Source organism: Microcystis aeruginosa NIES-2549, assembly GCF_000981785.2.
In the GTDB taxonomy this organism is placed as follows: Bacteria; Cyanobacteriota; Cyanobacteriia; order Cyanobacteriales; family Microcystaceae; genus Microcystis; species Microcystis aeruginosa_C.
In genome coordinates, this window is the sequence record NZ_CP011304.1 from 3,280,757 (window position 1) to 3,301,598 (window position 20,842).

General features: G+C 41.0%; 26 protein-coding genes, 2 tRNA genes and 1 pseudogene. 12 read left to right on the plus strand and 17 right to left on the minus strand.

The annotated features are described in order from the left end of the window. Positions 1–20 precede the first annotated feature (20 nt). The 3 genes from myaer_RS16095 to myaer_RS16105 all read right to left on the minus strand — a co-directional run bounded on the left by myaer_RS16095 (position 21) and on the right by myaer_RS16105 (position 1,884). Positions 21–92, minus strand: a tRNA-Lys gene (locus myaer_RS16095). Between the two features lie 63 nt (positions 93–155). After that, on the minus strand, positions 156–1,028 hold the full coding sequence (locus tag myaer_RS16100; RefSeq protein WP_046662843.1) for an aldose epimerase: 873 nt from the start codon (positions 1,026–1,028) through the stop codon (positions 156–158). A 169-nt stretch (positions 1,029–1,197) separates the two neighbouring features. Further along, complete coding sequence (locus myaer_RS16105) at positions 1,198–1,884, minus strand: diacylglycerol/polyprenol kinase family protein (protein WP_046662844.1); 687 nt, start codon at positions 1,882–1,884, stop codon at positions 1,198–1,200. 55 nt (positions 1,885–1,939) lie between these two features. On the opposite strand from myaer_RS16105, the gene yidD reads away from it, so the two are divergent. After that, complete coding sequence (yidD, locus tag myaer_RS16110) at positions 1,940–2,170, plus strand: membrane protein insertion efficiency factor YidD (RefSeq protein WP_004162269.1); 231 nt, start codon at positions 1,940–1,942, stop codon at positions 2,168–2,170. A 16-nt stretch (positions 2,171–2,186) separates the two neighbouring features. Here the strand turns inward: yidD and myaer_RS16115 are convergent, their stop codons facing one another. After that, positions 2,187–2,945, minus strand: a complete 759-nt coding sequence (locus myaer_RS16115; RefSeq protein ID WP_002800349.1) for a DUF2993 domain-containing protein — start codon at positions 2,943–2,945, stop codon at positions 2,187–2,189. A 198-nt stretch (positions 2,946–3,143) separates the two neighbouring features. Between myaer_RS16115 and myaer_RS16120 the strand changes: the two genes are divergently transcribed. Continuing rightward, positions 3,144–4,286 carry a ferrochelatase gene (locus tag myaer_RS16120; RefSeq protein WP_046662845.1) on the plus strand — a complete coding sequence of 381 codons (1,143 nt, stop codon included), beginning with the start codon at positions 3,144–3,146 and terminating at the stop codon, positions 4,284–4,286. A gap of 56 nt (positions 4,287–4,342) precedes the next feature. Further along, positions 4,343–4,415 (plus strand) — tRNA-Arg (locus myaer_RS16125). Positions 4,416–4,685: 270 nt separating this feature from the next. On the opposite strand, the gene myaer_RS16130 is transcribed toward myaer_RS16125, so the two are convergent. The 4 genes from myaer_RS16130 to myaer_RS16150 all read right to left on the minus strand — a co-directional run bounded on the left by myaer_RS16130 (position 4,686) and on the right by myaer_RS16150 (position 6,489). After that, positions 4,686–4,874, minus strand: a complete 189-nt coding sequence (locus tag myaer_RS16130) for a hypothetical protein (RefSeq protein ID WP_002783384.1) — start codon at positions 4,872–4,874, stop codon at positions 4,686–4,688. A 587-nt stretch (positions 4,875–5,461) separates the two neighbouring features. Continuing rightward, positions 5,462–5,824 (minus strand): DUF5615 family PIN-like protein, encoded by a 363-nt coding sequence (locus tag myaer_RS16140; RefSeq protein ID WP_046662846.1) that lies wholly within the window; start codon positions 5,822–5,824, stop codon positions 5,462–5,464. Next, a complete protein-coding gene (locus myaer_RS16145; protein WP_046662847.1) occupies positions 5,799–6,098 on the minus strand; it encodes a hypothetical protein in 300 nt (99 codons plus the stop codon). Before myaer_RS16145 ends, myaer_RS16140 begins: the two co-directional genes overlap by 26 nt. A 124-nt stretch (positions 6,099–6,222) precedes the next feature. Further along, complete coding sequence (locus tag myaer_RS16150; RefSeq protein WP_235614759.1) at positions 6,223–6,489, minus strand: HigA family addiction module antitoxin; 267 nt, start codon at positions 6,487–6,489, stop codon at positions 6,223–6,225. A gap of 226 nt (positions 6,490–6,715) precedes the next feature. On the opposite strand from myaer_RS16150, the gene myaer_RS16155 reads away from it, so the two are divergent. Continuing rightward, positions 6,716–6,952, plus strand: coding sequence for a hypothetical protein (locus tag myaer_RS16155; RefSeq protein ID WP_008202209.1), 237 nt, complete (start codon positions 6,716–6,718; stop codon positions 6,950–6,952). Beyond that, a complete protein-coding gene (locus myaer_RS16160) occupies positions 6,952–7,404 on the plus strand; it encodes a type II toxin-antitoxin system VapC family toxin (protein ID WP_002750618.1) in 453 nt (150 codons plus the stop codon). The genes myaer_RS16155 and myaer_RS16160 overlap by 1 nt, the downstream gene beginning before the upstream one ends. A gap of 160 nt (positions 7,405–7,564) precedes the next feature. Here the strand turns inward: myaer_RS16160 and myaer_RS16165 are convergent, their stop codons facing one another. Further along, the gene (locus myaer_RS16165; RefSeq protein WP_004162266.1) at positions 7,565–7,816 is read right to left on the minus strand and encodes a type II toxin-antitoxin system RelE family toxin; all 252 of its coding nucleotides are present in this window, start codon (positions 7,814–7,816) and stop codon (positions 7,565–7,567) included. Next, the gene (locus tag myaer_RS16170; RefSeq protein WP_002734321.1) at positions 7,809–8,054 is read right to left on the minus strand and encodes a hypothetical protein; all 246 of its coding nucleotides are present in this window, start codon (positions 8,052–8,054) and stop codon (positions 7,809–7,811) included. Before myaer_RS16170 ends, myaer_RS16165 begins: the two co-directional genes overlap by 8 nt. Positions 8,055–8,396: 342 nt before the next feature. Here myaer_RS16170 and myaer_RS16175 point away from each other — a divergent pair, with 342 nt between their 5' ends. From myaer_RS16175 to myaer_RS16200, 6 genes and pseudogenes are all read left to right on the plus strand, one after another. Next, positions 8,397–9,113, plus strand: a complete 717-nt coding sequence (locus myaer_RS16175) for a PEP-CTERM sorting domain-containing protein (RefSeq protein ID WP_046662848.1) — start codon at positions 8,397–8,399, stop codon at positions 9,111–9,113. A gap of 163 nt (positions 9,114–9,276) precedes the next feature. Continuing rightward, positions 9,277–9,531 (plus strand): hypothetical protein, encoded by a 255-nt coding sequence (locus tag myaer_RS16180; RefSeq protein ID WP_002734916.1) that lies wholly within the window; start codon positions 9,277–9,279, stop codon positions 9,529–9,531. Beyond that, positions 9,532–9,867 (plus strand): type II toxin-antitoxin system PemK/MazF family toxin, encoded by a 336-nt coding sequence (locus myaer_RS16185; RefSeq protein ID WP_002768260.1) that lies wholly within the window; start codon positions 9,532–9,534, stop codon positions 9,865–9,867. It abuts the gene before it with no gap. 51 nt (positions 9,868–9,918) lie between these two features. Continuing rightward, a pseudogene (locus myaer_RS22095) lies at positions 9,919–10,023 on the plus strand (PEP-CTERM sorting domain-containing protein); the annotation flags it as partial. A gap of 198 nt (positions 10,024–10,221) precedes the next feature. Next, positions 10,222–10,515: a nucleotidyltransferase family protein gene (locus myaer_RS16195; RefSeq protein ID WP_002783391.1), complete on the plus strand. Its 294-nt coding sequence runs from the start codon at positions 10,222–10,224 to the stop codon at positions 10,513–10,515. Next, on the plus strand, positions 10,512–10,856 hold the full coding sequence (locus myaer_RS16200) for a DUF86 domain-containing protein (protein WP_046662849.1): 345 nt from the start codon (positions 10,512–10,514) through the stop codon (positions 10,854–10,856). Before myaer_RS16195 ends, myaer_RS16200 begins: the two co-directional genes overlap by 4 nt. A 264-nt stretch (positions 10,857–11,120) precedes the next feature. Here the strand turns inward: myaer_RS16200 and myaer_RS16205 are convergent, their stop codons facing one another. The 5 genes from myaer_RS16205 to myaer_RS16230 all read right to left on the minus strand — a co-directional run bounded on the left by myaer_RS16205 (position 11,121) and on the right by myaer_RS16230 (position 17,565). Beyond that, positions 11,121–11,387 carry a Txe/YoeB family addiction module toxin gene (locus myaer_RS16205; protein WP_046662850.1) on the minus strand — a complete coding sequence of 89 codons (267 nt, stop codon included), beginning with the start codon at positions 11,385–11,387 and terminating at the stop codon, positions 11,121–11,123. Next, a complete protein-coding gene (locus myaer_RS16210; protein WP_002783395.1) occupies positions 11,380–11,640 on the minus strand; it encodes a type II toxin-antitoxin system Phd/YefM family antitoxin in 261 nt (86 codons plus the stop codon). Before myaer_RS16210 ends, myaer_RS16205 begins: the two co-directional genes overlap by 8 nt. Positions 11,641–12,006: 366 nt before the next feature. Beyond that, the gene (locus myaer_RS16220; protein WP_046662851.1) at positions 12,007–13,044 is read right to left on the minus strand and encodes a fatty acid desaturase; all 1,038 of its coding nucleotides are present in this window, start codon (positions 13,042–13,044) and stop codon (positions 12,007–12,009) included. 306 nt (positions 13,045–13,350) lie between these two features. Further along, positions 13,351–14,514, minus strand: a complete 1,164-nt coding sequence (locus tag myaer_RS16225; protein WP_046662852.1) for a pyridoxal phosphate-dependent aminotransferase — start codon at positions 14,512–14,514, stop codon at positions 13,351–13,353. Positions 14,515–14,802: 288 nt separating this feature from the next. After that, on the minus strand, positions 14,803–17,565 hold the full coding sequence (locus myaer_RS16230) for a DNA methyltransferase (RefSeq protein WP_046662853.1): 2,763 nt from the start codon (positions 17,563–17,565) through the stop codon (positions 14,803–14,805). Positions 17,566–17,775: 210 nt separating this feature from the next. Between myaer_RS16230 and myaer_RS16235 the strand changes: the two genes are divergently transcribed. Then, entirely contained in the window at positions 17,776–18,243 is a 468-nt protein-coding gene (locus myaer_RS16235) for a DUF29 domain-containing protein (protein WP_046662854.1), read from the plus strand. A 170-nt stretch (positions 18,244–18,413) separates the two neighbouring features. Here myaer_RS16235 and myaer_RS16240 read toward each other — a convergent pair whose 3' ends face one another. Both myaer_RS16240 and thrC read right to left on the minus strand, forming a co-directional pair. Then, positions 18,414–18,689 (minus strand): MoaD/ThiS family protein, encoded by a 276-nt coding sequence (locus myaer_RS16240; protein ID WP_002742805.1) that lies wholly within the window; start codon positions 18,687–18,689, stop codon positions 18,414–18,416. A gap of 106 nt (positions 18,690–18,795) precedes the next feature. Next, entirely contained in the window at positions 18,796–20,100 is a 1,305-nt protein-coding gene (thrC, locus tag myaer_RS16245) for a threonine synthase (protein ID WP_002783420.1), read from the minus strand. Positions 20,101–20,842 lie beyond the last annotated feature (742 nt).

Consider the following 20,842-nt stretch of genomic DNA (forward strand, 5'->3'; position numbering starts at 1 on the left):
TCTGTATTAGTAAGTTTTTATGGGTCGCCTGGGATTCGAACCCAAGACCAATCGGTTAAAAGCCGAGTGCTCTACCGCTGAGCTAGCGACCCGTTTCGTGTTCTGCACACGATTTATCAATATAACATCTTATCGGGGCTAAGTCAAGGGGAAATTTAAATTTGATTGACTCGCATTTCCACGATCGCCTCGCGGCTACTCTGGGGTTTTAGGTAGGTCAAATGTTCGCCTGTGTTGAGGGCGTTGCGGGGGGCGCTCCAGGGTTCGAGACAGATATAATTTTTATCTTTCAGGGTCCAAAAAACTAGAGTCGTATAGAGATCGTCGTAACCGAGGACAATTTGACGCTGATGATAGGAATCACTAAAACTACTTTGATGGCGCGTAATTTGCGGAAAAGCGGCATCAATTTCTTCGAGATTAAAATCAAAGTTGCCGGAGTAGGAATGGAGGGTTTTGCTCCGTTGGTCGAGGTATTGGGAGGAGGGAATATCAAAGGATAATCGGGTTTTATCGGTGACTTGAAAGTAGGGATGGAACCCGATAGAAAAGGGCATTTTTTCGGGTGAAAGATTAATCACTTTTTGGTGAATTTTGAGGCTGTTTCCTTGCAGTTGATAGGTAAAGATTAATTGAAAATCAAAGGGATATACTTGACGAGTGGCTTCATTACTGTTTAATTCTAGGGTTAAACTAGCGGCGGTTTCGCTGCTTTGTTTGCTCACTTGCCAGGGTAAATCACGAGCAAATCCGTGTTGTTTGAGGCTATAGTTTCGGCCTTGATATTGATAGGTATTATCGGGTAAGTTGCCACAGATAGGGAATAAAATCGGGACTCCTCCGCGGACGCTGAGGTTAGGATCTTTGAATCTTTCTGTGTCCAGATATAAAATATCTTCTCCGCAAATTTGCCAACGGGTGATGATTCCTCCCCTAGCGGGAACCACTTCCAGATAAGCGTCAGCTTCTTCATCCTTGAGACAATAGGTAAGATATTGATTTTGGTTTTGAGTGATCGTAAAAGTCATATCAGTTATCAGTTATCAGTTATCAGAACGTAGGTTGGGTTGAAGCATGAAACCCAACACCCGCTCATGTTACGCTACCACTAACCCATCCTAACAAATAATTGTGCCTCCCTACTTAGCTTAACCAATGAGGTTTTAGATTCGGCCCTTGTGAATAAGCTGAGATAGCCTAGATTGAGATGAAAATTTGGGTAAGAAAATAGGCAATGGCGGCGCTACCAATCGGTACAGTGAGATTATCTATACCTAGTTTCGAGAAAGTTTCTAGAATAGTAGCTCCGATCGCTGTTAATAAAGATACTAAAATAATTGGCGGATTCATGCCATTAATAAAAGATAAAATAATCAAGCTGACTAAAAAGCTGATTGCTAACATAGTCAGGGAACCTTCCAGACTTTTGCCACTGCCGAAAATTTTGTAGGGATGTTGACCAAAATTTTGTCCGACTAGGGCTGCTAATCCGTCTCCCAAAGCCATAATTAAAATACCCATTGCCGCGTATTCGGGGTGAGAAATTGGCCAAAAATAACCCACGAGAACACCGATACTAACAGCATAAAAAAAAGTTCCCCAACTGCGGCGACCGACACTATTAAGACTGGGTAAAATGGGGAAAAAATAGGATAGTATAGCGATAGTTGCCGCTAGGATCGCCGCGCTTATTCCCACCCAAGCGGGGATATTTAACCACCAGGCAAAAAGGATGACGTTTCCCGTGCCAATGTGGACAACCTTGCGGGTAATTTCGCCATTGGTGCTGAAAAGACTTTTTAATTTTTCAGCGATCAGAATCAGAACAGCTAGGTAACAGGCGACTAAACCGATCGAAAATAGGAGAGAGTGGGATAGTTCCACGTGGCAAAAGCGAAAATTGACTATCTATTTAGTTTAGGTGATCGAGGTGACATTGTTGAAAGGAATTTTTATTGGCTTAATTGAGGGATATCGACGGTTTATTTCGCCGCTATTTCCCCCTTCCTGTCGTTTTCAACCCACCTGTTCCCAGTATGCCATGGAAGCGATCGATCGCTTTGGTGTGCTGCGCGGTTCTTGGTTGGCAATTAAGCGTATTCTCCGTTGTCATCCCTTTCACCCCGGAGGTTACGATCCCGTGCCTCCCTGTCACCACAAGCACGATTAAAAGGCAAAAATACTGCCTATTTTCTTTGGGGAAAACGCTCGATATCGGCGATACCATAAAAGATGATCTGTTTATCTTTTAAACGTAGTCGATCGACTCTTAATTGAGTACCATCGAGGGCAAATTTATCTAAATCCATAAGGTTGTTAACATGACTGATTAAAGCTTCTCCTAAAGCTTTCGATCTTTCGTCGCCTTGATAAACCACCTCGACAAATTGAATTTTTCGCCTTTCTTCCACAACCACAGCAGTGGTCATTTCTAGAAGAATTGGTTCTTCTTCTCCCAATTTAATTAGACTTTTCAGAGTTAAAGTTTTATCGTCATTGAGAATTAATTCCGTATTCTGACAGTGAATTGATTTACCTTCGTACTCTAATCTTTGCAGTTTTTCGACAATAAAAGGTGTATTAAAAGAGGTGGTTAAGTCTTCTTCCGTTAAAACTACCCGCAAAGTGGCCCGCGTCGGTTGACGGAGTTTCACCTGTCCGGTAAAAATGGCACTAAAATCGATCGCCACCGCCTGCACATACAATTCCATGGCCTCGATGCGTAGGCCATTGTACATGAGCATTGACTGACCGATAAAGTCAAAACCGTCGATACTGCCTTGCAGTAATTTGGCTACGGGTTCGGCGCGGACAGTCGCTGTCAGCTTGCCTGTGCGTTTGAATAATGCAGCGATTGCAGCACTCACCACTTTACTGATGAGTTGATCGCCGCTCTGATTGGAAAAAGGTAAGCTACCAAACACGCCTGCTGTCATATCTCTCATAGGTGGGACTGCAACGATCTTAACATTATTTAAAGTTTCTTTACATATCGTTTTATTAATCAGGATGATAAGCAATCTGTATGATTCTGTAGAGGTTATAAATTTTTAGCGGTCTATCGCGTGCGAGGGGATAGGATGGAAAAACGCTACTATCCCAGTGATATAGCGTTTTTCACTTAAAAAATCGGGGTTAAAAACGTGGTTGCCATTTCAGATCAACAACCGTTAGCCGCTACCCACAACCACAGCGATCGAGTGGCGGTATTATTGATGGGATACGGGGAAGTGGAGAGTTACGAGGACTTCGCCAACTATAATGAACAGGCCTTAAATCTGCTGACGGCTAAGTTTGCTCCCGTACCGACTTGGGTTTATCCTCCCCTAGCGAAATTATTGGCTATATTTGACCTGCACGAATGGCAGCACCAGCATAATCACTTTATTTCCCCCCATAACCACATTTTCGAGCATCAAAGACAGGAAATCGAGCGCAATTTACAGGCAAAATGGGGTAATCGGGTGGAGGTATTCAAAGCGTTTAACTTCTGTGCGCCTTTTTTACCGGCACAGGTGTTAACGGAAATCCGCGAGCGGGGATTTGAGAAAATTTTGATCTATCCTCTCCTCGTTGTTGATTCTATCTTTACCAGTGGCATTGCGATCGAACAAGTTAACAAAGCTTTAGCTCAAGGACAAACGGGGGAACATTGGGTCAAAGGATTGCGCTATATTCCCTCGTTTTATAACCAACCCGCTTATATAGAGCTAATGGCGCGGTTAGTGGAGGAAAAAATCGCGGCCGAGGTAGCTAGTAGCTGTCTTCCCTCGCAAATTGGCATTATTTTGATGAATCACGGTTGTCCTCACGAAGCTAAGGGATTTACGTCGGGAATCGATGAAAGTCAAGCTTTATACGAGTTAGTCCGGGAAAAATTAATCTATCGTTATCCCTTGATTTCTGTGGGTTGGTTAAATCACCAAACCCCCTTAATTAAATGGACGCAACCGAATGCAGAGTTAGCGGCGAAGAATTTAATCGAATTGGGGGCCAAAGCCTTAATTTTCATGCCGATTGGCTTTGCTACGGAAAATCACGAAACTTTACTGGATGTGGAGCATATTATCGAAGCTTTACGCCGCAAGCACGACCAAGTTAATTATGTGCAGATGGCCTGTGTCAACGATAACCCCGAATTTTGTCAGATGGCCGCCGATTGGGCCGAGGAACATATCGAAGCTTTACTATCACAAGAGGCTTTATCTGTCAATAGTTCTGTAACAATTCCTCACATTCATTCCGATCACCATCATCATCACCACGGACACCACCATCATCATTGAAAATCAGTCCTACCACTTGTCACTGTTGGAGGTATGATCTATAATTGTGCTTTCCTGGGTACGTAGCTCAATGGATAGAGCATCCGCCTTCTAAGCGGACGGTTGTAGGTTCGATCCCTACCGTACCCGTTATTGTTAACTAGGGGTTGGAAATTCTCTCCTATCGTCCCGGGGACAATCGCTTTGATGCGGTGAGCGTGGAATTAGGTCAGTTGAATCCCGTCGGTTGATATTAATTCTGTTTAATTTAGTTTGCGATCGAGTTGAGGATCAGTCAAGGGAGAAGGCAAAGGCGAATCAGACATACTGCGTCACAATATCTCACGGAATGAGGATATACAGCCTGAGAAGGAGTAAAACAAGAGAAACTACCTGAAACTCCTTCTTCTGTGCATCCCTCTATTTAATAGTTTGCCCTCTTTGCAATAGCCTTTCTCGTCTCTTTTGACGGGATTCTGTTTCCAGTTGGGCGAGTATATCGTCTAAAAAAAGATTATAAAGCTCAATCTGGCGGTTAGTTTCCCGTAAGCTTTCAAGACATTGTTTTCTCGTTGCTTCATCGGGATAGGAGGTGCGGTAAGTCATCATAAGTTCCATTGCCTCTTTACTTCATCAACACTAGCACTAACAGCATCCACACTGGCTGTTCCTTGCAAAATCGCTCTTTCTAACATCTCTAGCATCGTATTTGAGAGAGTCGGCTGCTCTTGTAAAATTATCAGCAGGATATTATTAATTCGGGAGTAGGAATTAGTTACCCTCTCTCTGGCATTAGATAATTCTTCTAATTCTGATAATGTCCGTTCATTTTCCCCATATTCTGTAAAAAGTTGCCATTCCGTTGCCGATGCCTACTCTATCTGATCCGCTAGTTGACGCAGTAGATCAAAAATGCTCGTTAAGGTTTCCTCCGGTAATGTAGCCATATTCAATTATTTCTATTATCCCCAGTCTATCATCTGGTTGGTACGAGGTAATCCTGTTTAATTTAGTTTGCGATCGAGTTGAGGGTCAGTCAAGGGAGAAGGCAAAGGCGAATAGGACATACTGCGTCACAATCCCTCACGGAATGAGGATATACAGCCTGAGAAGGAGTAAAACAGGGGAAAGGAAGCGATCGCCAGTGTGAGAGATATATAACTTAAGATTTGTGACGCGATCACGACAAAGCAGAATTAATAGTTCCAATGGTTCAGGGAAATGAACTGATTAGCAAGAGGGACGTTAGCCGTTTCCAGATTGGCGATCGCATTGACAATTGCCTTGGAGTCCATATTTTTAAAGCGGTTAGCGTTACGGTAAACCGCTAAGATACCCGAATGGCTTGGATTGGCTTGGTGCAACTCTTCAAAGTCATCGCAGTTATGAGTTAGCAGAATCCGATTTTCCTGTATGGCATAGTCAAGTACGACATCATCTGTGCAGCCAGTCAAACCAATTTTATTGATCGTCAGTACGTCATGACCAGCAGCCGTAAGTAACTTAACCAGAAGTTGGGATTGCGAGTCCTCATCAAGCAATAATCTTAGGCTCAACACTAATCCCCTTTGCTTCCAGACGGTGGCGTTCTTCTTCCGCTTCTTGCTTGAGTAGCTGCTGATTAGCCTCGCAGTAGTCAATTGCTTCGTAGATAGCAGCCAAAGGTAACTCCCAATTAAGAGCTGCTTCTTGAGGAGTCATCTGGTTGACAATCATATCTGACCAGACATCAAAAGCTTTCAGCCTCCTACCTTGAAAACAAAGCTGTTGTCGCCAGGAATGAGGACGTTTCTCTAAATACTGCCATTGAGTTTTTGCCGCGTTAGTGGTCATGCTGATGCCTTGATCAAAGCTGGTATCCCTAGTTTATCAGCTACAGAAGCAGCGCACCGTCGAAGGCGGCTCTCTTCGAGATCGCGCTAACCCAATGTTGTTTGGTGTTGTAACCCAATCGGATTCAGAAAATCCTATCTTCCTGTTTTTTAACCTCAGCAAGATCGTAATTCATCTGGAGGCGCAGCCAGACAGCAGGGGTGCTACCGATTGTCTTTGACAAACGCACAGCCATTTCCGGGGAAATCCCCGCCTTGCCATTGATTAGGTTAGATAGTCTAGAGCGTGACACGTTCAGCATTTTTGCCGCAGCTGTAACGGTCAATTCAAGCTCTTCAATCGAACTTTTGACAATTCTGCCCGGATGTACGGGATTTTTCAGGGTCATCATGTTTTTTCCCTCAATGATAATCTACAAGGTCAATGTCGAGAGCGTTTCCATCTTCACCCATCACCCATCCTCAAAATCCCCAAATCACTGAAAATCCTGATGCTGACAAGGAAGTAGTGCAGATACCAGCGTAAGCCATGAGGGAGAGGAATGTAAAGATTTATTAAATATAGAGAAATTGCGGCATGAGATATGATCGATATGGTTGCCTATTAGTCTAAGTCAAATGAACATTGAACAAGTTATCATTAAAAACCTAAGAAAACTTCCCTTAGAAAAACAACAAGAAGTGTTATCCTTCACCGAATCTCTCACCTCAAGAATTTCCCTCCCTTCCCCAGATTATAGTCTCACTCCCCAGGAAAAAGCTCAAAAATGGCAGAAAGTAATCGCTAAACTTCCTAAAACAAGTGCGAATTTACCTGATGAAGCTTTACACCGTGACACTATGTATGAAGACTAATGACTCAATATTTACTGGATACTAACATTTTGCTTCGGGCGGCTGATACGTCTTCAGCAACTTATTCTCTTGCTAATAATGTAATTACTCAAATCGTTGAAACAGCTAATGAATGTGTTATTATTCCTCAAGTTTTAATTGAATTTTGGGTAGTTGCAACCCGCCCCCTTGATGTTAATGGTTTAGGTTGGACTCCAGCACAAGCTACAAATTATGTCAATGATTTATTAGATAACTTTACATTAATTGCAGAAACGCCGGATATTTTTCCCCTTTGGTTTCAATTAGTCACCATCTACAACATTAAAGGAAAACGCACTCATGATATTAGGCTTCTTGCTGTTATGAAAGCTTCTAACATTACCCATTTATTAACCTTTAATCCTGATGACTTTATCCCTATTCCCAATATTACCATCGTTCATCCTCAAGATTTCATTAATTCCCAATAATTAGGCAGCAAATCCGACATACCGCACCACAATCCCTCACGGAAGTGGATAGTTCACCTGAAAAGGGGAAAAACAGGGAAAAACACCTGAGAATCCTTCTTCTGTGAATCACTGTCTTATGGCGAAAGGAGAAACAGCAGTCTAGAAAAGAGTTCTGGTATTATTTATAGACATCGCCGCGAGGTTTAATAGTTGTAATGACGTATAGATTGTTATTTCTATCTTCAAAAAACAACACTCGATACTTACCTACTCGCAATCTTAGTTCATCTCTTCCGTAAAGGGGTTTAATATCTAATTTTGTAGAATCCGAAATCAAAGTATCTAAAGCTTCAAGAAGACGAATTTGATCATTTTTAGGCATCCTTTCTAAGGAGCGTTCTGCTTGTCTAAGTAGAATATAATCAGCCAAGTTTATCTCCAAATAATTTGTATTTTAATTCTGTTGAAGTGATTCCAGTATCTCGACCGGATAAATAATCTTGCCATGCTGCTTGGCTTTCAGCAAGTTCTTCGGCTGGAATGATCTCATCGTCATCTTTTGGCGCTACGGTCGGCTTGATGATAGTTTTTAAATCCTCTAAAAGTCGCAACTTATCCGTAAGGGGAAGATTCTCTATTTGGCTGAGGATTTCATAGTAAGTTGTCATAGACCTTGATCGTATCAGATAATCCGAACACACCTCAAATAATACCACATCCAGATACTAACCAAAAATGGTAAAAGCGGTGGGCTGTTCACAACCGACTTGGTTCTGCGGTTTCTTTATCGGGATTAAGAGAGAAATATAAAAATTTATTAAATTGTATCAAAAAATACAATTGTGGGGGGGGGAATGTGTATTGTTGTCTTTGCTGACCCTTTAGGGTTAGGTAAAACTGCTGGTTAACTTGGCTGCTAGAAAAGCGATCGTATCAATTTACTCTTTGCCAACTTTGCCAAAAAACAGTTAAATCCCACTAAACAATTTCAATGTCTTGAGGCATCTATCATGGTATTCATTAAACTTGTCAAAAATTCTATTGGGGGAGCCGTACTTATCAGTTTGGCAACAATAGGTACTGCTAATGCTCTTCAAATTACACCTATCAGTTATAATATGGAAAATGGAGGCGCCTCTAAATACTGGGACAAGAAATATAATGGCACTGGAAACACGTCGCTAGATTATGCTCTTCTCAGCGGAGGAGTTGGAGATCTAACTGATGGCATAATTCCTACACAAAATTGGAATGATATAGAAGTTCCAGACGGTACAGGACCTTATGTTGGTTGGGAAAACCGGAATCCTGTCATTACTTTTAACTTTGCTGACACAGTAAGGATAAACTCAGTTACTGTCCATGTGAGTGACTCAAATGGTCTTGGTGGTGTTTCCGTACCGCAAAGTATATTATTAAGTATGGGCAGCTCTAATTACGATTCGGGAACTCTTACTGATCCGCCTAGTGCAGCGCCAACATCCTATACTTTTTCAGGATTAAATTTTAGTGGTAGTTCCCTACAACTTACTCTAAATCGACGCACTGCGTGGGTCTTTGCCAGCGAAGTTACTTTTGATGGCGAACTTTTGGGTGTCCAACCAGTTCCCGAACCCACTTCTACTTTAGGCTTCCTCGCACTCGGAACACTCGGCGCAGCTTCAACCCTGAAGCGCAAACTAAAACCCTCCCAATCCATTGAAAAAGAAACCACAAAAGTTGGCTAAATTGCTTCTAAAATACCATAAATGCCCCTTCATTCAGTCAGTAGAGGGGTTATTTTTTGTGTATTGTTTATTGTCTATTATTTAATTGCTGCTAACTAATTGACAACAAGAGGGTTTTTTGTGGTAAAATAGTCACCCTAGTGTAAATATAGTAAAAGTTGAAATGTCTGTCACCCATATTAATAATCTTCAAGACCAGATTTTGCAAAGTATTAAGACTTTACCGCTAGAAAAACAGCAACAAGTCCTTGAATTTGTCAAATCCTTACAAAGAAATTCACGTTTTCAGAAATGGGATAATATTTCAGATGCAGAAGCACAATCGTTACAAAATGAATTTGCTCAAGAGGATATTAGCTTTTCAGAAAGTATTTTACCCGATTATTTATCTCACCTTGAACAAGAGGATAAGGAATAAATGCGAGGCGATATTTATCTAGCTGATTTGAATCCGAGTCGTGGTTCAGAACAAGCTGGTATTCGACCTGTTATTATTGTCCAACATAACAATATTGATCGCTTCACTAGCACTGTTGTTGTAATTCCATTAACCAGTAATTTACGTCGCGCACAAATTCCCGGAACAATGGTTATTCCCGCAGGACAAGGAGGCTTAAATCAGGAATCAGTAGCCTTATGTTATCAAATTGTTGTTATTGATAGACAACGACTTCAGAGACAGTTGGGGACACTTTCTTCTAGTTATTTACAGCAATTGGAAGAGGCGATGCGATACACATTAGATTTAACATAAAACACTAATATGAATGTTTAATTAGTTTAATTTTCTTTCTGGAAAACTTGAACTTTAAGTCTCCTGGTAGTCAGTACACTCGGCGCAGTTTCAACCCTCAAACGCAAACTAAAACCCTCCCAATCCATCGAAAAAGAAACCAGAAAAGTAGGTTAAATTGCTTCTAAAAATACTATAAATGTCCCTTCATTTAGTCAGTTGAGGGGGTATTTTTTGCATAACTCTCTCAATTCTCATGATTTTAAGGAGTATGGTTTATCCTTTCATCCGCTATCTGCTACAATACAGATACAGGAAATAAAATTTTGATCAGTAGGGTAAAAGTCTTTTCCGTTATCTTAGAAGGTAAGCATCATGAAAAATTTAGAAGAAATTAAAGCGATTTTGGGTCAAGTTAAGTCCTTAGTAAAAGAAAAGTATCATGTCAGTGAATTAGGTATTTTTGGAGATTATGTAAAAGGAGAAGTGCAGGAAAATAGTGAAGTTAATATTCTGATAGATTATACAGAACCGCCTAGTTTACTGGATTTAGTAGATATGGAATATTATTTAAGTGATTTACTTAAGGTAAAAGCGGATGTTATCAGTAAAAATGGATTAAAAGGAAGAAGGCGAGAAAGAATTTTATCCGAGGTTATTTATGTATGACGCAACGGGAATTTAGAGATTTCTTGCAAGACATTCTAGAGGCAATTTGTCAACTAGAAAAGATGACTCAGGATCTAAGCTTTGAAGAATTTTCAACTAAGATAGAAATCTTTCTTTCGGTAGTAAAATTAATTGAAATAATTGGGGAAGCAGTCAAAAATATTCCTGATGAAGTGAGAGTTAATTATCCTAATATTCCTTGGAAAAACATCGCAGGTATGCGGGATAAATTAGTTCATGAATATTGGGCAATTGATGAAAAAGTCGTCTGGAAAGTGATTCAAAACAATCTCCCCCAGCTAAAGAGAATCATTATCAGTATTATTGAGAAATTACAATAAATTTTCCTGCCTCTCTGGTGTCCCGTTTTTTAACTTGGCTTTTACGACTAGCATTGATTAATCCTCGACCCTGGCTAAATTAAGTATAACACAGTTTACCTACAAATAGTAGAATGAAAATCGTGCTTCGCGGTTGACCCTTCGACTTCGCTCAGGGTCATTGATATTCTGGTCGGATTTCATTCCCCGCAAAGGTGAGTATCTTGTCGAAAAATCTAGCGGGGGCATTCATCCGACATTTTAGGTAAAATAAATTAAAAGGGGTTATTCATAATGAGTCCACATCCGTATAATTTTGACAACCTTCTCTTCTGGAATAACCTGATCAACCAAACGATGCTGAATATTAATACGTCTAGAATAATAGCTCGCTAAATCACCACTGAGTTTCTCATAAACAGGATAAGATTGATAGGGATTTGACTTAAGAATATTTAATAACTCGTTAGCTTGTTTTGCCAACCCAGTACGAGCCAGCTTTTCAGCATCTTTTTTCGCTTGTTTGGTAAAAAACAACTGCCAATTATCCATTTAAAATTGCTCTGATACCCGCCTCATCCAGACAATCTTCAATAGAAGTGTTGCCACCTTCAATAATTGAATCTACCATACCAGGAATAGAATACAAATAAAGCGTTTCTTGAATAGAGTTCCAATCTTCCTCAGCAATTAAAATAGCATTCTTTTTCGTACCAGATAACAAAATCGGTTGATGATTATCATTGGTATCATTCACTAATTCATCAATTTGTTCTTTGGCCTCAGTAACAGTAACAATTTTCATGTAACTATCCCTTAAATTAACAACATCACCGATTCTAACACAAGTCAACTATTATTCCGCATAATAGCACCTTTTCTAAATATTTCTCATTCCTCCGATTAAACGCCAAGGAATAAGAGAATAGCGAGACTTAATTTCCTTTGGTACATTTCTAGTTGCTTCTCCAATTAGATATTTGTTTGATTCTTGGCCAATGCTGCCGATGTCATTCCCTTTGTACGTTGTTCAATTTCGCTGCATCAGCTTAATTCCTTGCCACTGAACCAAATCCAGAAAAAGACTTTATTGCTAGTTTTGGCAACTATTCTCGGTGTGAGAAGAGGAGGCAGATTTTGCTGCCTCCTCCTCCTGATGGATAAGACAGGATCAGTTTTTGCGGTAAAAAATCTTACTGCCTTGGTCACTGACAAAATGACAATTGCGGTAGGACCGCCAGAGAGATTTGAAAATCGGTTCTTTCGAGACGCGATAATAGTCTCCTAAGACGGGACGGATAGCCTCGGTTGCTTCTTTAAGATGATAGTGGGGAATAGTGATAAAAATGTGATGGGCGACGTGAGTACCAATTTCGTGATGGATGGGATTAAAGATGCCATAATCGCGATCGATGGTAGAAAGCGCCCCTTTGAGAAAGTACCAATCTTGACCGCGATACCAGGGAATATCATCTTCGGTGTGGTGTAGGAATGTCACCAAGTCCAACCAAACCACAAAGACGATATAGGGCATGATGTAGTAGTTAAACAGAAACCAAAAGCCTTGGCTGATACCCACCCCGATTAATAGACCTAACATAAAGGTACAGCAAAAGGTGCTAGTCAGTACCTGCCAGCGTTCCGAGGGGCGAAAGAGGGGGCTTTCGGGCATAAAATGGGACCCCTGTTTATTAGGGGAACGACGGAAAAGATAGAGGGGATAAACAAATAAAATTAGCTGAAAACGAGCTAATTTTTCGTACCAAGCCATATTGTTATACTGGGTTTCCGTGACGGGATACCAACTTTCATCGGTGTCGATATTGCCGGTATTAGCGTGATGGGTGCGATGACTGATGCGCCAACCGTGGAAAGGTACGAGAATGGGAGTATGACTGAGATGACCGATTAAGTTATTTAACCAACGATAACGGGAAAAGGAACCGTGACCGCAATCGTGACCGACAACAAATAAGGCCCAAAACATGGTTCCCTGCATAAACCAAAAAAGGGGGAAGAACCAAGCTTGATTAATCTGGTAAGTTATCCAGTAAAGTAGGGTAATAATGCCAATATCAAAAAAAAAGTAGGCTAAAGAGCGAAAAACGCTTGATTGGAAGCAACGTGCCGGGATAGCTAGACGGACATCCTGTAGGGTAAATGGCAAAAATTCCCTTTCTAGGGTGGGTTTAGGTAGGGTTTGGGACACTAGGTTATAACTCAAGATAGATGACAAGGGCAGTATTGACGAAGGCTTGAGTAGTTCAAGTTTTCTGTTTCTCGATGCGCTATCTTTTCTCTATCTCAGCTAGGAGCAGATAAGACCGAGCGATCGAGCGAATTTCGTCTAACTCCCTAGGATTTTATTGTAGGGCTTAATGTAACTTAACAAAAGCCCCTAGGGAAAGTCCCCAGAAGGGCCTTTAGGAAGTAAATTCCCTGTTTTATAGTTCAAGTTCGTTAAAACCCAAAAAAAGGGCGAACAAAATTCACCCTAACAGATACAGTAATCATCCTACAAAGTGCCGATAAACTTATCAATGCGATCGAATCCTTTTTCAATCGTCTTTAGGTCTGTAGCATAGGAAAGACGAATACAATCATCAGCACCGAAAGCAATACCGGGGATAGCGGCTACTTTTTGGGTTTCTAGGAGTTTCTGACAAAAATCCCGGGATTTTAAACCAGTTTGACTAATATCGATAAACACATAAAAAGCACCGTTGGGAGTAGGACAATTGAGTCCAGGGAGCGATCGCACTCGTTCTAAAATATACTGTCGGCGCTGGCTAAAAGCTTTGACCATTTCCTCGATGCAATCTTGGGGACTCTCTAAAGCAGCGATCGCACCGTACTGGGCAAAAGTGCAGACATTAGAGGTACTATGACCTTGGATATTAGTCATGGCCTCGACAATTTCCACCGGTCCTGCTATGTAACCGACGCGCCACCCCGTCATCGAGAAAGCTTTAGCAAAACCATTACTAATAATACTGCGCTGAAAGATTTCCGGACCCAAAGAAGCGATACTGCGGTGAATTGCGCCATCATAGAGGATTTTCTCGTAAATTTCGTCAGAAACGACTAAAATATCCTTTTCAACCACAATTTTTGCTAAAGCTGCGATTTCTTCGGGAGTATAGACAATACCGGTAGGATTAGAGGGAGAATTGAGAACAAATAATTTAGTTTTCGGTGTAATTGCCGCTTCTAGCTGTTCGGGGGTGATTTTATACTGATTCTCTAGGCTAGTGTTCACTATAACCGATGTTCCCCCCGCTAACGTCACCATTTCAGGATAACTCAACCAGTAGGGTGCGGGAATAATTACTTCGTCCCCCGCTTCAATTAACGCCATGATTAGATTATAGAGAGACTGTTTACCCCCATTGGTAACGATGATATTATCGGCATTGTATGCTAGTTGATTATCCCGCAGTAATTTCTCGGCGATGGCTTTTCTTAACCCTGGTTCTCCGGCAGCAGGTCCGTAGCGAGTTTTTCCCTCATCGAGGGCCTTTTTCGCGGCAGCTTTGATGTGAATGGGTGTGTCGAAATCTGGCTCCCCGGCGCTAAAACTACAGACATCTTCGCCGTTTTTCTTCATTTCCTTGGCCAGAGAGTCGATAGCTAGGGTAAGGGAGGGGGTGACTTGATTGACTCGTGACGCTAGTTTCATAGTATTTTACCCTGACAGGGCTTTTCTGATGACCTACACAACCTTTAGTATTGTCCATCACCTCGATTGTTCTGGGTGTTTTTTTATATAATCTCCGGAATTGCGGCGCTTAGGGATGGGTGTGGGGTGTGGGGTGTGGGGTGATGGGGTGTGGGGTGATGGGGTGTGGGGTGTGGGGTGTGGGGTGTGGGGTGTGGGGTGATGAGGAGAACAAAGCTGCTTTTTGCCTTTTGCCTTTTGCCTTTTGCCTTTTGCCTTTTGCCTTTTGCCTTTTGCCTTTTGCCTTCGTTATTGAGGATTTTTTCTTTTCGGGGGTTTTTGTTTGCTGGTAGGGAGTAGGGGAGCGGTTAATTTTTCGTAGAGTTCAAAGAGGTATTCAATACGGTTTAATTCACTGGTGAAAGGTTGGGGACGATAACACAAATCAACAGCTTTGTCAAGTTTTTGGTGAGCTTTGAGCAAGTCGGGAGGCATAGTTAAAGGATCGTATAAATCCGCAAGGCTACTATCGGGATATTTTACCCTAGTATCTAGCACAGCTTGAGCGCAAGTTTCAACGGTTTGTTTTTGTTTGTCGGTGATATTTTCTGGAAAGGGGTAGTTATTATAAACAATATCTTTTGAGTAACGATAATCACTTTTTAATCTCCCACAGACATATTTAACCCATGCCATGTGCATTTCTGAAGTAAGAATACCAAATAAATATAGATTGGCATTAGGAATTAATAAAACTTGATCATTACCAATCACATTTTTATTCATAAAACCTATCGGAATATATTTTCTTCTTTCAGATGAGACACGGGGAACAAGTAAATAATTAGTATCGGGTTGTGCTATTTGACAGAATAGAGTAGGTGTCGCCGCAAATTTACGAGTAGAAGCAGCTTTACTTTTTAATCTAAAATTTTTAACCTTATCTACTCTTTTGATGACTTCTGGTAATGTCTTTAATTCAGTGGGAGAAATATCAACTAACCATAGACAATAGCGACTATAACCATTAATAAATTCTTGCGCTCCTGTATAAGGTTTAATCCATTTTTCTGCCTTCGGCTCTAATTTTAAAAATTCTTCTTTTTCCAGTTCTGTAAAAATAAAATTACCACCATCTCTTGGCATACTACCAAAACGCATTAATGGAACATTAGATAAAGGAAAACTTCGATTAGAAATAATGATGTCACTTCCATCAACCAAATAGGGATTAATATTATTAGACTGAACAACTAATGATTCACCTTGAATATCTTCATAATCAAATAGGATTTTAGTTGTTATATTAAAACTTCCAAAGCCAATAATAACACAATGAACTGCGGCGTTTCCTTTTGCTTCATTACTCCATTTAAAAGTACGATGGGCAAAATGAATTTTTAAATGATATTTTTGAAAAAGAATATTCCAAAGTAAGGCAACTTGCTCACCTTGAGATATAGAATTTGTGGAAACAAAAGCAACCCTGATTCTATTGCCCTGAATTATTTGAGCAGCCTTGATATACCATGCACACACATAATCTAAAACGCCTATTCCTTTCTCACCGTCGAAAACATAAGCCATATCATTCCTTTGCTGTTCGTTCATAATCATCGCACCCACAAAAGGAGGATTCCCTAAAATAAAATTGAGCTTCTCTTTTGAGATAACTTCCTCCCAATCAATCCGCAAGGCATTTCCATGAACAATCTTTGCCGCTTTCTTTAATGGTAAACGCACAAAATACTGACCAAAAGTATTACTAACTTTAATATTCATCTGATGATCAATTAACCACATTGCCACCTCTGCCACCCTCACCGCAAACTCATCGTATTCAATACCAGCAAACTGGTTTACATCTACCTGAATAATAGCACTAATATCTGTTACTAACTGCCCCGTTTTATCTAATTTATCTAACTCCTGTAATACCAAAATCTCTAAATCTCTTAACTCTCGATAGGTAATAATTAAAAAGTTGCCGCAACCACAGGCAGGATCAAGAAAATATAAATTAGCAATCTTTTTCTGAAATTCTAGTAATTTATTGCGATTGCCTTTAATCTTCTCAAATTCTCTGTGTAAATCATCTAAAAATAACGGTTTAATCACCTTTTGAATGTTCTTCTCGGAGGTATAATGCGCCCCTAAATTGCGTCGCTCTTTTGGATTCATTACCGCTTGAAACATAGAGCCAAAAATAGCAGGGGAAATTTTTCCCCAATCAAAAGCACAAGCTTCTAATAACATGACTCGCATCTTGCTATCAAAAGCCGCTAAGGGTAATGACTCCTCAAATAACTTGCCATTTATGTAGGGAAATTGAGTTAAATTCTCATCGAGATTTTTTAATCTTTTGTCTTCTGGTGTATTCAAAACCTGAAAAATATAAGCGATGTGCATCGCCAAATCACTGCCATCTTCTTTGGTATGTATATCAATATATTCCCAGAAAATACCCTTATTAAAAATACCCGTATCATCGGCAAATAAACAAAATAATAAACGCACTAGATAAACTTCTAAATTATGCCCCATATAACCAATTTCTTTGAGGCAATCATGAAGTTTTCCCATTAACTCGGCTGCTTGAATATTGACGGGATCTTCGTCTTTATAAACTCGCTTTTCGTAACCAGCAATAAAATCAAATAAATGAACGTTATCAACAAAATTACTTAATTCAAATTCCCATTGATTTCCTGAATCTAAATCATATAATTTAAACCGTTGAAAATCCGATACTAAAATATAACGCGGTAACTCATGTTCCTTTAAATTGGGAAAATAATCCTTAGCCTGTTGTGTGGCTTTTTCTAAATCTTTCCCCTTCGATTTATGCTCAACTAAAATCGTTCCTTTCCAGAGTAAATCAATAAAACCCTGTTTATTATCTGCTTTTTTTATCGGTTGCTCAAAACTAGCTACCCTACGCCGTGAAATGCCAAAGACATTAAAAAAATCATTCCAAAAAGACTGAGATTCTGCTTTTTCTGAAGTCTCTCCTTCCCACTCTTTTTGAAAAGCGATGGCGCGATTTTTAATTTCATTCCAACTTAAAGGCATAGTTTTAAATCCTTATCTTTCGCGGGTTTGCTCAAAGATAGTAGAAAATGGTGTAGGGAGCCAGATGCAGTCAGCAAGGGATACAGATAGTTTCCATTTTAGGTGATTTTTTGGTAAACTACAAGGGAAGCTAGAAATTAGTAACGCCTTGAGAATTGTAGCCGCTTAGTTATCAATCTAGTTATTGACTCGAAGGAACAACTTATCGCTATGTCCAAAACTCTCTACGAACAAGATTTTCAAGTATGGCTCGCAACAACAATTAGCCACCTACAGAAGCGGGAATTTGCTGCGCTGGATACTGATAACTTAATTGAGGAGTTAACCGAGTTGGGAAAATCGGAAAAAAGAACTTTAGAAAGTAATTTGATGATTCTTTTAGCTCATTTGCTCAAATTAAAAGTACAGCAGGACGCACCGCCATCAATGAAGGATAGCTGGTATTGTTCTATTATTGAGCATCGCCAGCGAATTGAGAAAAACTTACGCAATACGCCTTCCCTGAAATCCTATCTAGAAACTGCTATCGAGGAAGCTTATCCAGATGCTCGTCAAGTGGCAATTAAGGAAGGGAAACTTGCTCAATTTGGTGTTCGGATTCCCCCAGAAAATGATTATCCTCAAATTTGTCCTTTCTTGCCAGAGCAAATCTTAGATGAGAACTTCTATGGCAATTGACCAAATGTGTCTCAGCTTATAATAATATGAACAACCACAAAGGCACAAAGGACACAAAGATTAGGTTTTTCTGGCAACCCTAACTAAAACTTACCTGAACAAAAGCCCCCAGAAAACATCACTTTCTAGGGGTTTAATTACAATTGACGGAAAACAAACTTATGGGGAGGTTAACCTCCAGCCACCGCAGGAACGATACTGACTTCATCGCCATCTTTTAAGGGGGTTTTTGTCCCATCGAGGAAGCGAATATCTTCACTGTTGACGTAGAAATTTAAAAAGCGCCGGGGTGCGCCCTCTTCATCGCATAAGCGGGCCTTAATACCGGGGAAACTTGCTTCTAAGGATTCGATTAAATCACCGACATTACTAGCACTACACTCGACGGTAGCCTTATTTTTTGTAAATTGTTGCAGGGGAGTGGGAACGAGAACTTTTACGGCCATAGATATCAAGGAAAAAGTGGAAAGGACAGTAAGCTGCGCGCAAATTTAAATTGCTTGTGGAGATGAGGCAAGGGGATAATCGCCCCATCATCCCTGAACATCAATTCTAGACGAGAACCTGTTGCCATTCGAGGCGTTCGAGGGTGCGGGAACGTTCCAGGGCCCGTTCAAAGCTTTCTAATTTCGGTTCGATTAACAGGGGTTCACCGATATAACCCTGTACCGCTTCTTGGGTTTTTAGACCATTACCGGTGATATAAACGACCGTGGTTTCTTCAGGGTCGATTTTACCCGCTTCTACTAATTTTTTCAAGACAGCGATAGTTGTACCGCCTGCGGTTTCCGTGAAAATGCCTTCCGTTTCTGCCAAAAGTTTAATACCTTCGATAATTTCGGCATCGGTGACGGATTCAATATTACCGCCAGTTTTACGCGCAATATCAAGGGCATAAACACCATCGGCGGGATTACCAATAGCGATCGATTTGGCGATAGTATTGGGTTTAACTGGGGCGACAAAATCCCGTCCTTCCTTGAAAGCTTGGGCAATGGGGGAACAACCCTCCGCTTGAGCGCCACTAAAACGCACTGCTTTATCTGCCACCAAACCGACTTTGACGAATTCTTGGAAGCCTTTATAAATCTTGGTAAAGAGGGAACCACTGGCTAAAGGTGCGACAATATGGTCGGGGAGTTTCCAGCCTAATTGTTCAGCCACTTCAAAGCCTAAAGTTTTGGAACCTTCGGAATAGTAGGGACGCAGATTGATGTTGACAAAACCCCAACCGTAGGTATTGCCCACTTCTGAACAGAGACGGTTAACTTGATCGTAGTTGCCTTTAACTGCCATGACCGTGGGATTATAGATTAGGGTGCCGAGAATTTTACCCGCTTCTAAGTCGGAGGGAATGAAAACACAACAGTCTAAACCGGCGTGAGCGGCAATAGCGGCGGTGGAATTGGCCAGATTTCCCGTACTAGCACAGGAAACGGTAGTAAAACCTAATTCTTTAGCCCGGGTAAGGGCGACGGATACCACTCTATCTTTGAAGCTGAGAGTGGGCATATTGACGGCATCATTTTTAATGTAGAGATTTTTGAGACCCAAGCGCCGGGCTAAACGGTGGGATTTAACTAGGGGAGTCATACCCGTACCCACATCGATGGGATTTTCACTTTCCACCGGCAAAAAGGAACGATAGCGCCAGATGGAATTGGGACCTGCTTGAATGCTTTCTCTGGTAACGGTGCGACGGATGAGGTCGTAATCGTAGTCCACTTCCAGGGGGGCAAAGGTTTCTTCGCAGATATTCAGCGCTTTCAGGGGGTAGGAGGTCCCTCCTTCCTTAGAAACCAAGCGGGTAAAGGTGGGGATGAATTTTGAGGTTTCGATGTTTGTCGCTAGGGTCATGATTTTCCTGTCTTGCCGTCAACTGATGTACAAACATCCTATCACCGGCAAAATCTTGGTGTCAAATATACCCGACTATTTTTGTCGGGTATAAATTTATACAAAAACTAGGTGATAATCTGGGGAGCAGCAAGGGTTAAGGGGAGATGGTTGGGCTGCCGTGTCAGGAAACTTCGGGGTAGTTTCAGGTCAAAAAAAGGACTAGGAGAAGGGATTTAAGTTTTTTAGGAGGTTACAGCCTATTTACTGCTAATTTTATCGAAATAAACCCTAATTTTTCTTTAAATAGCCTAAAAAGGGGGGCGATTAACTGCGGTTGCCAGAAAGTTTCTCGCTTTACTCAGGATAATTGTCAAGAAAAGTGACAAATTATGTGATTTTGTTGAGAAATAATAATTTTTCGGCTCTCCTCGACACCTATAGGTGAGCAGCAGAAGTTATTCAAAGAGGGCGAATGCAATTCGCCCCTACAATAATATGATTGCGCCAATGGTAGGGGCGCATCGCGTGCGCCCAAAATGTCATCTAGATATTTCGACCAAATTGAGATGCACCCAAATTATCCCTATTCTTCTTCCTTCCACACAAAAACCAGAAGAGCCATTTTTCTGGGCTGCCAAATAAAATTGACCATTTCTTGCGGCAGTACCCAGATTTCCCATTCTCCGCTTGTAATAAGTAGGGTCTGCTGAAAAAGTTTGTTGGTGGGGTTAGGAGACAGGAGACAGGAGATTATTTTATT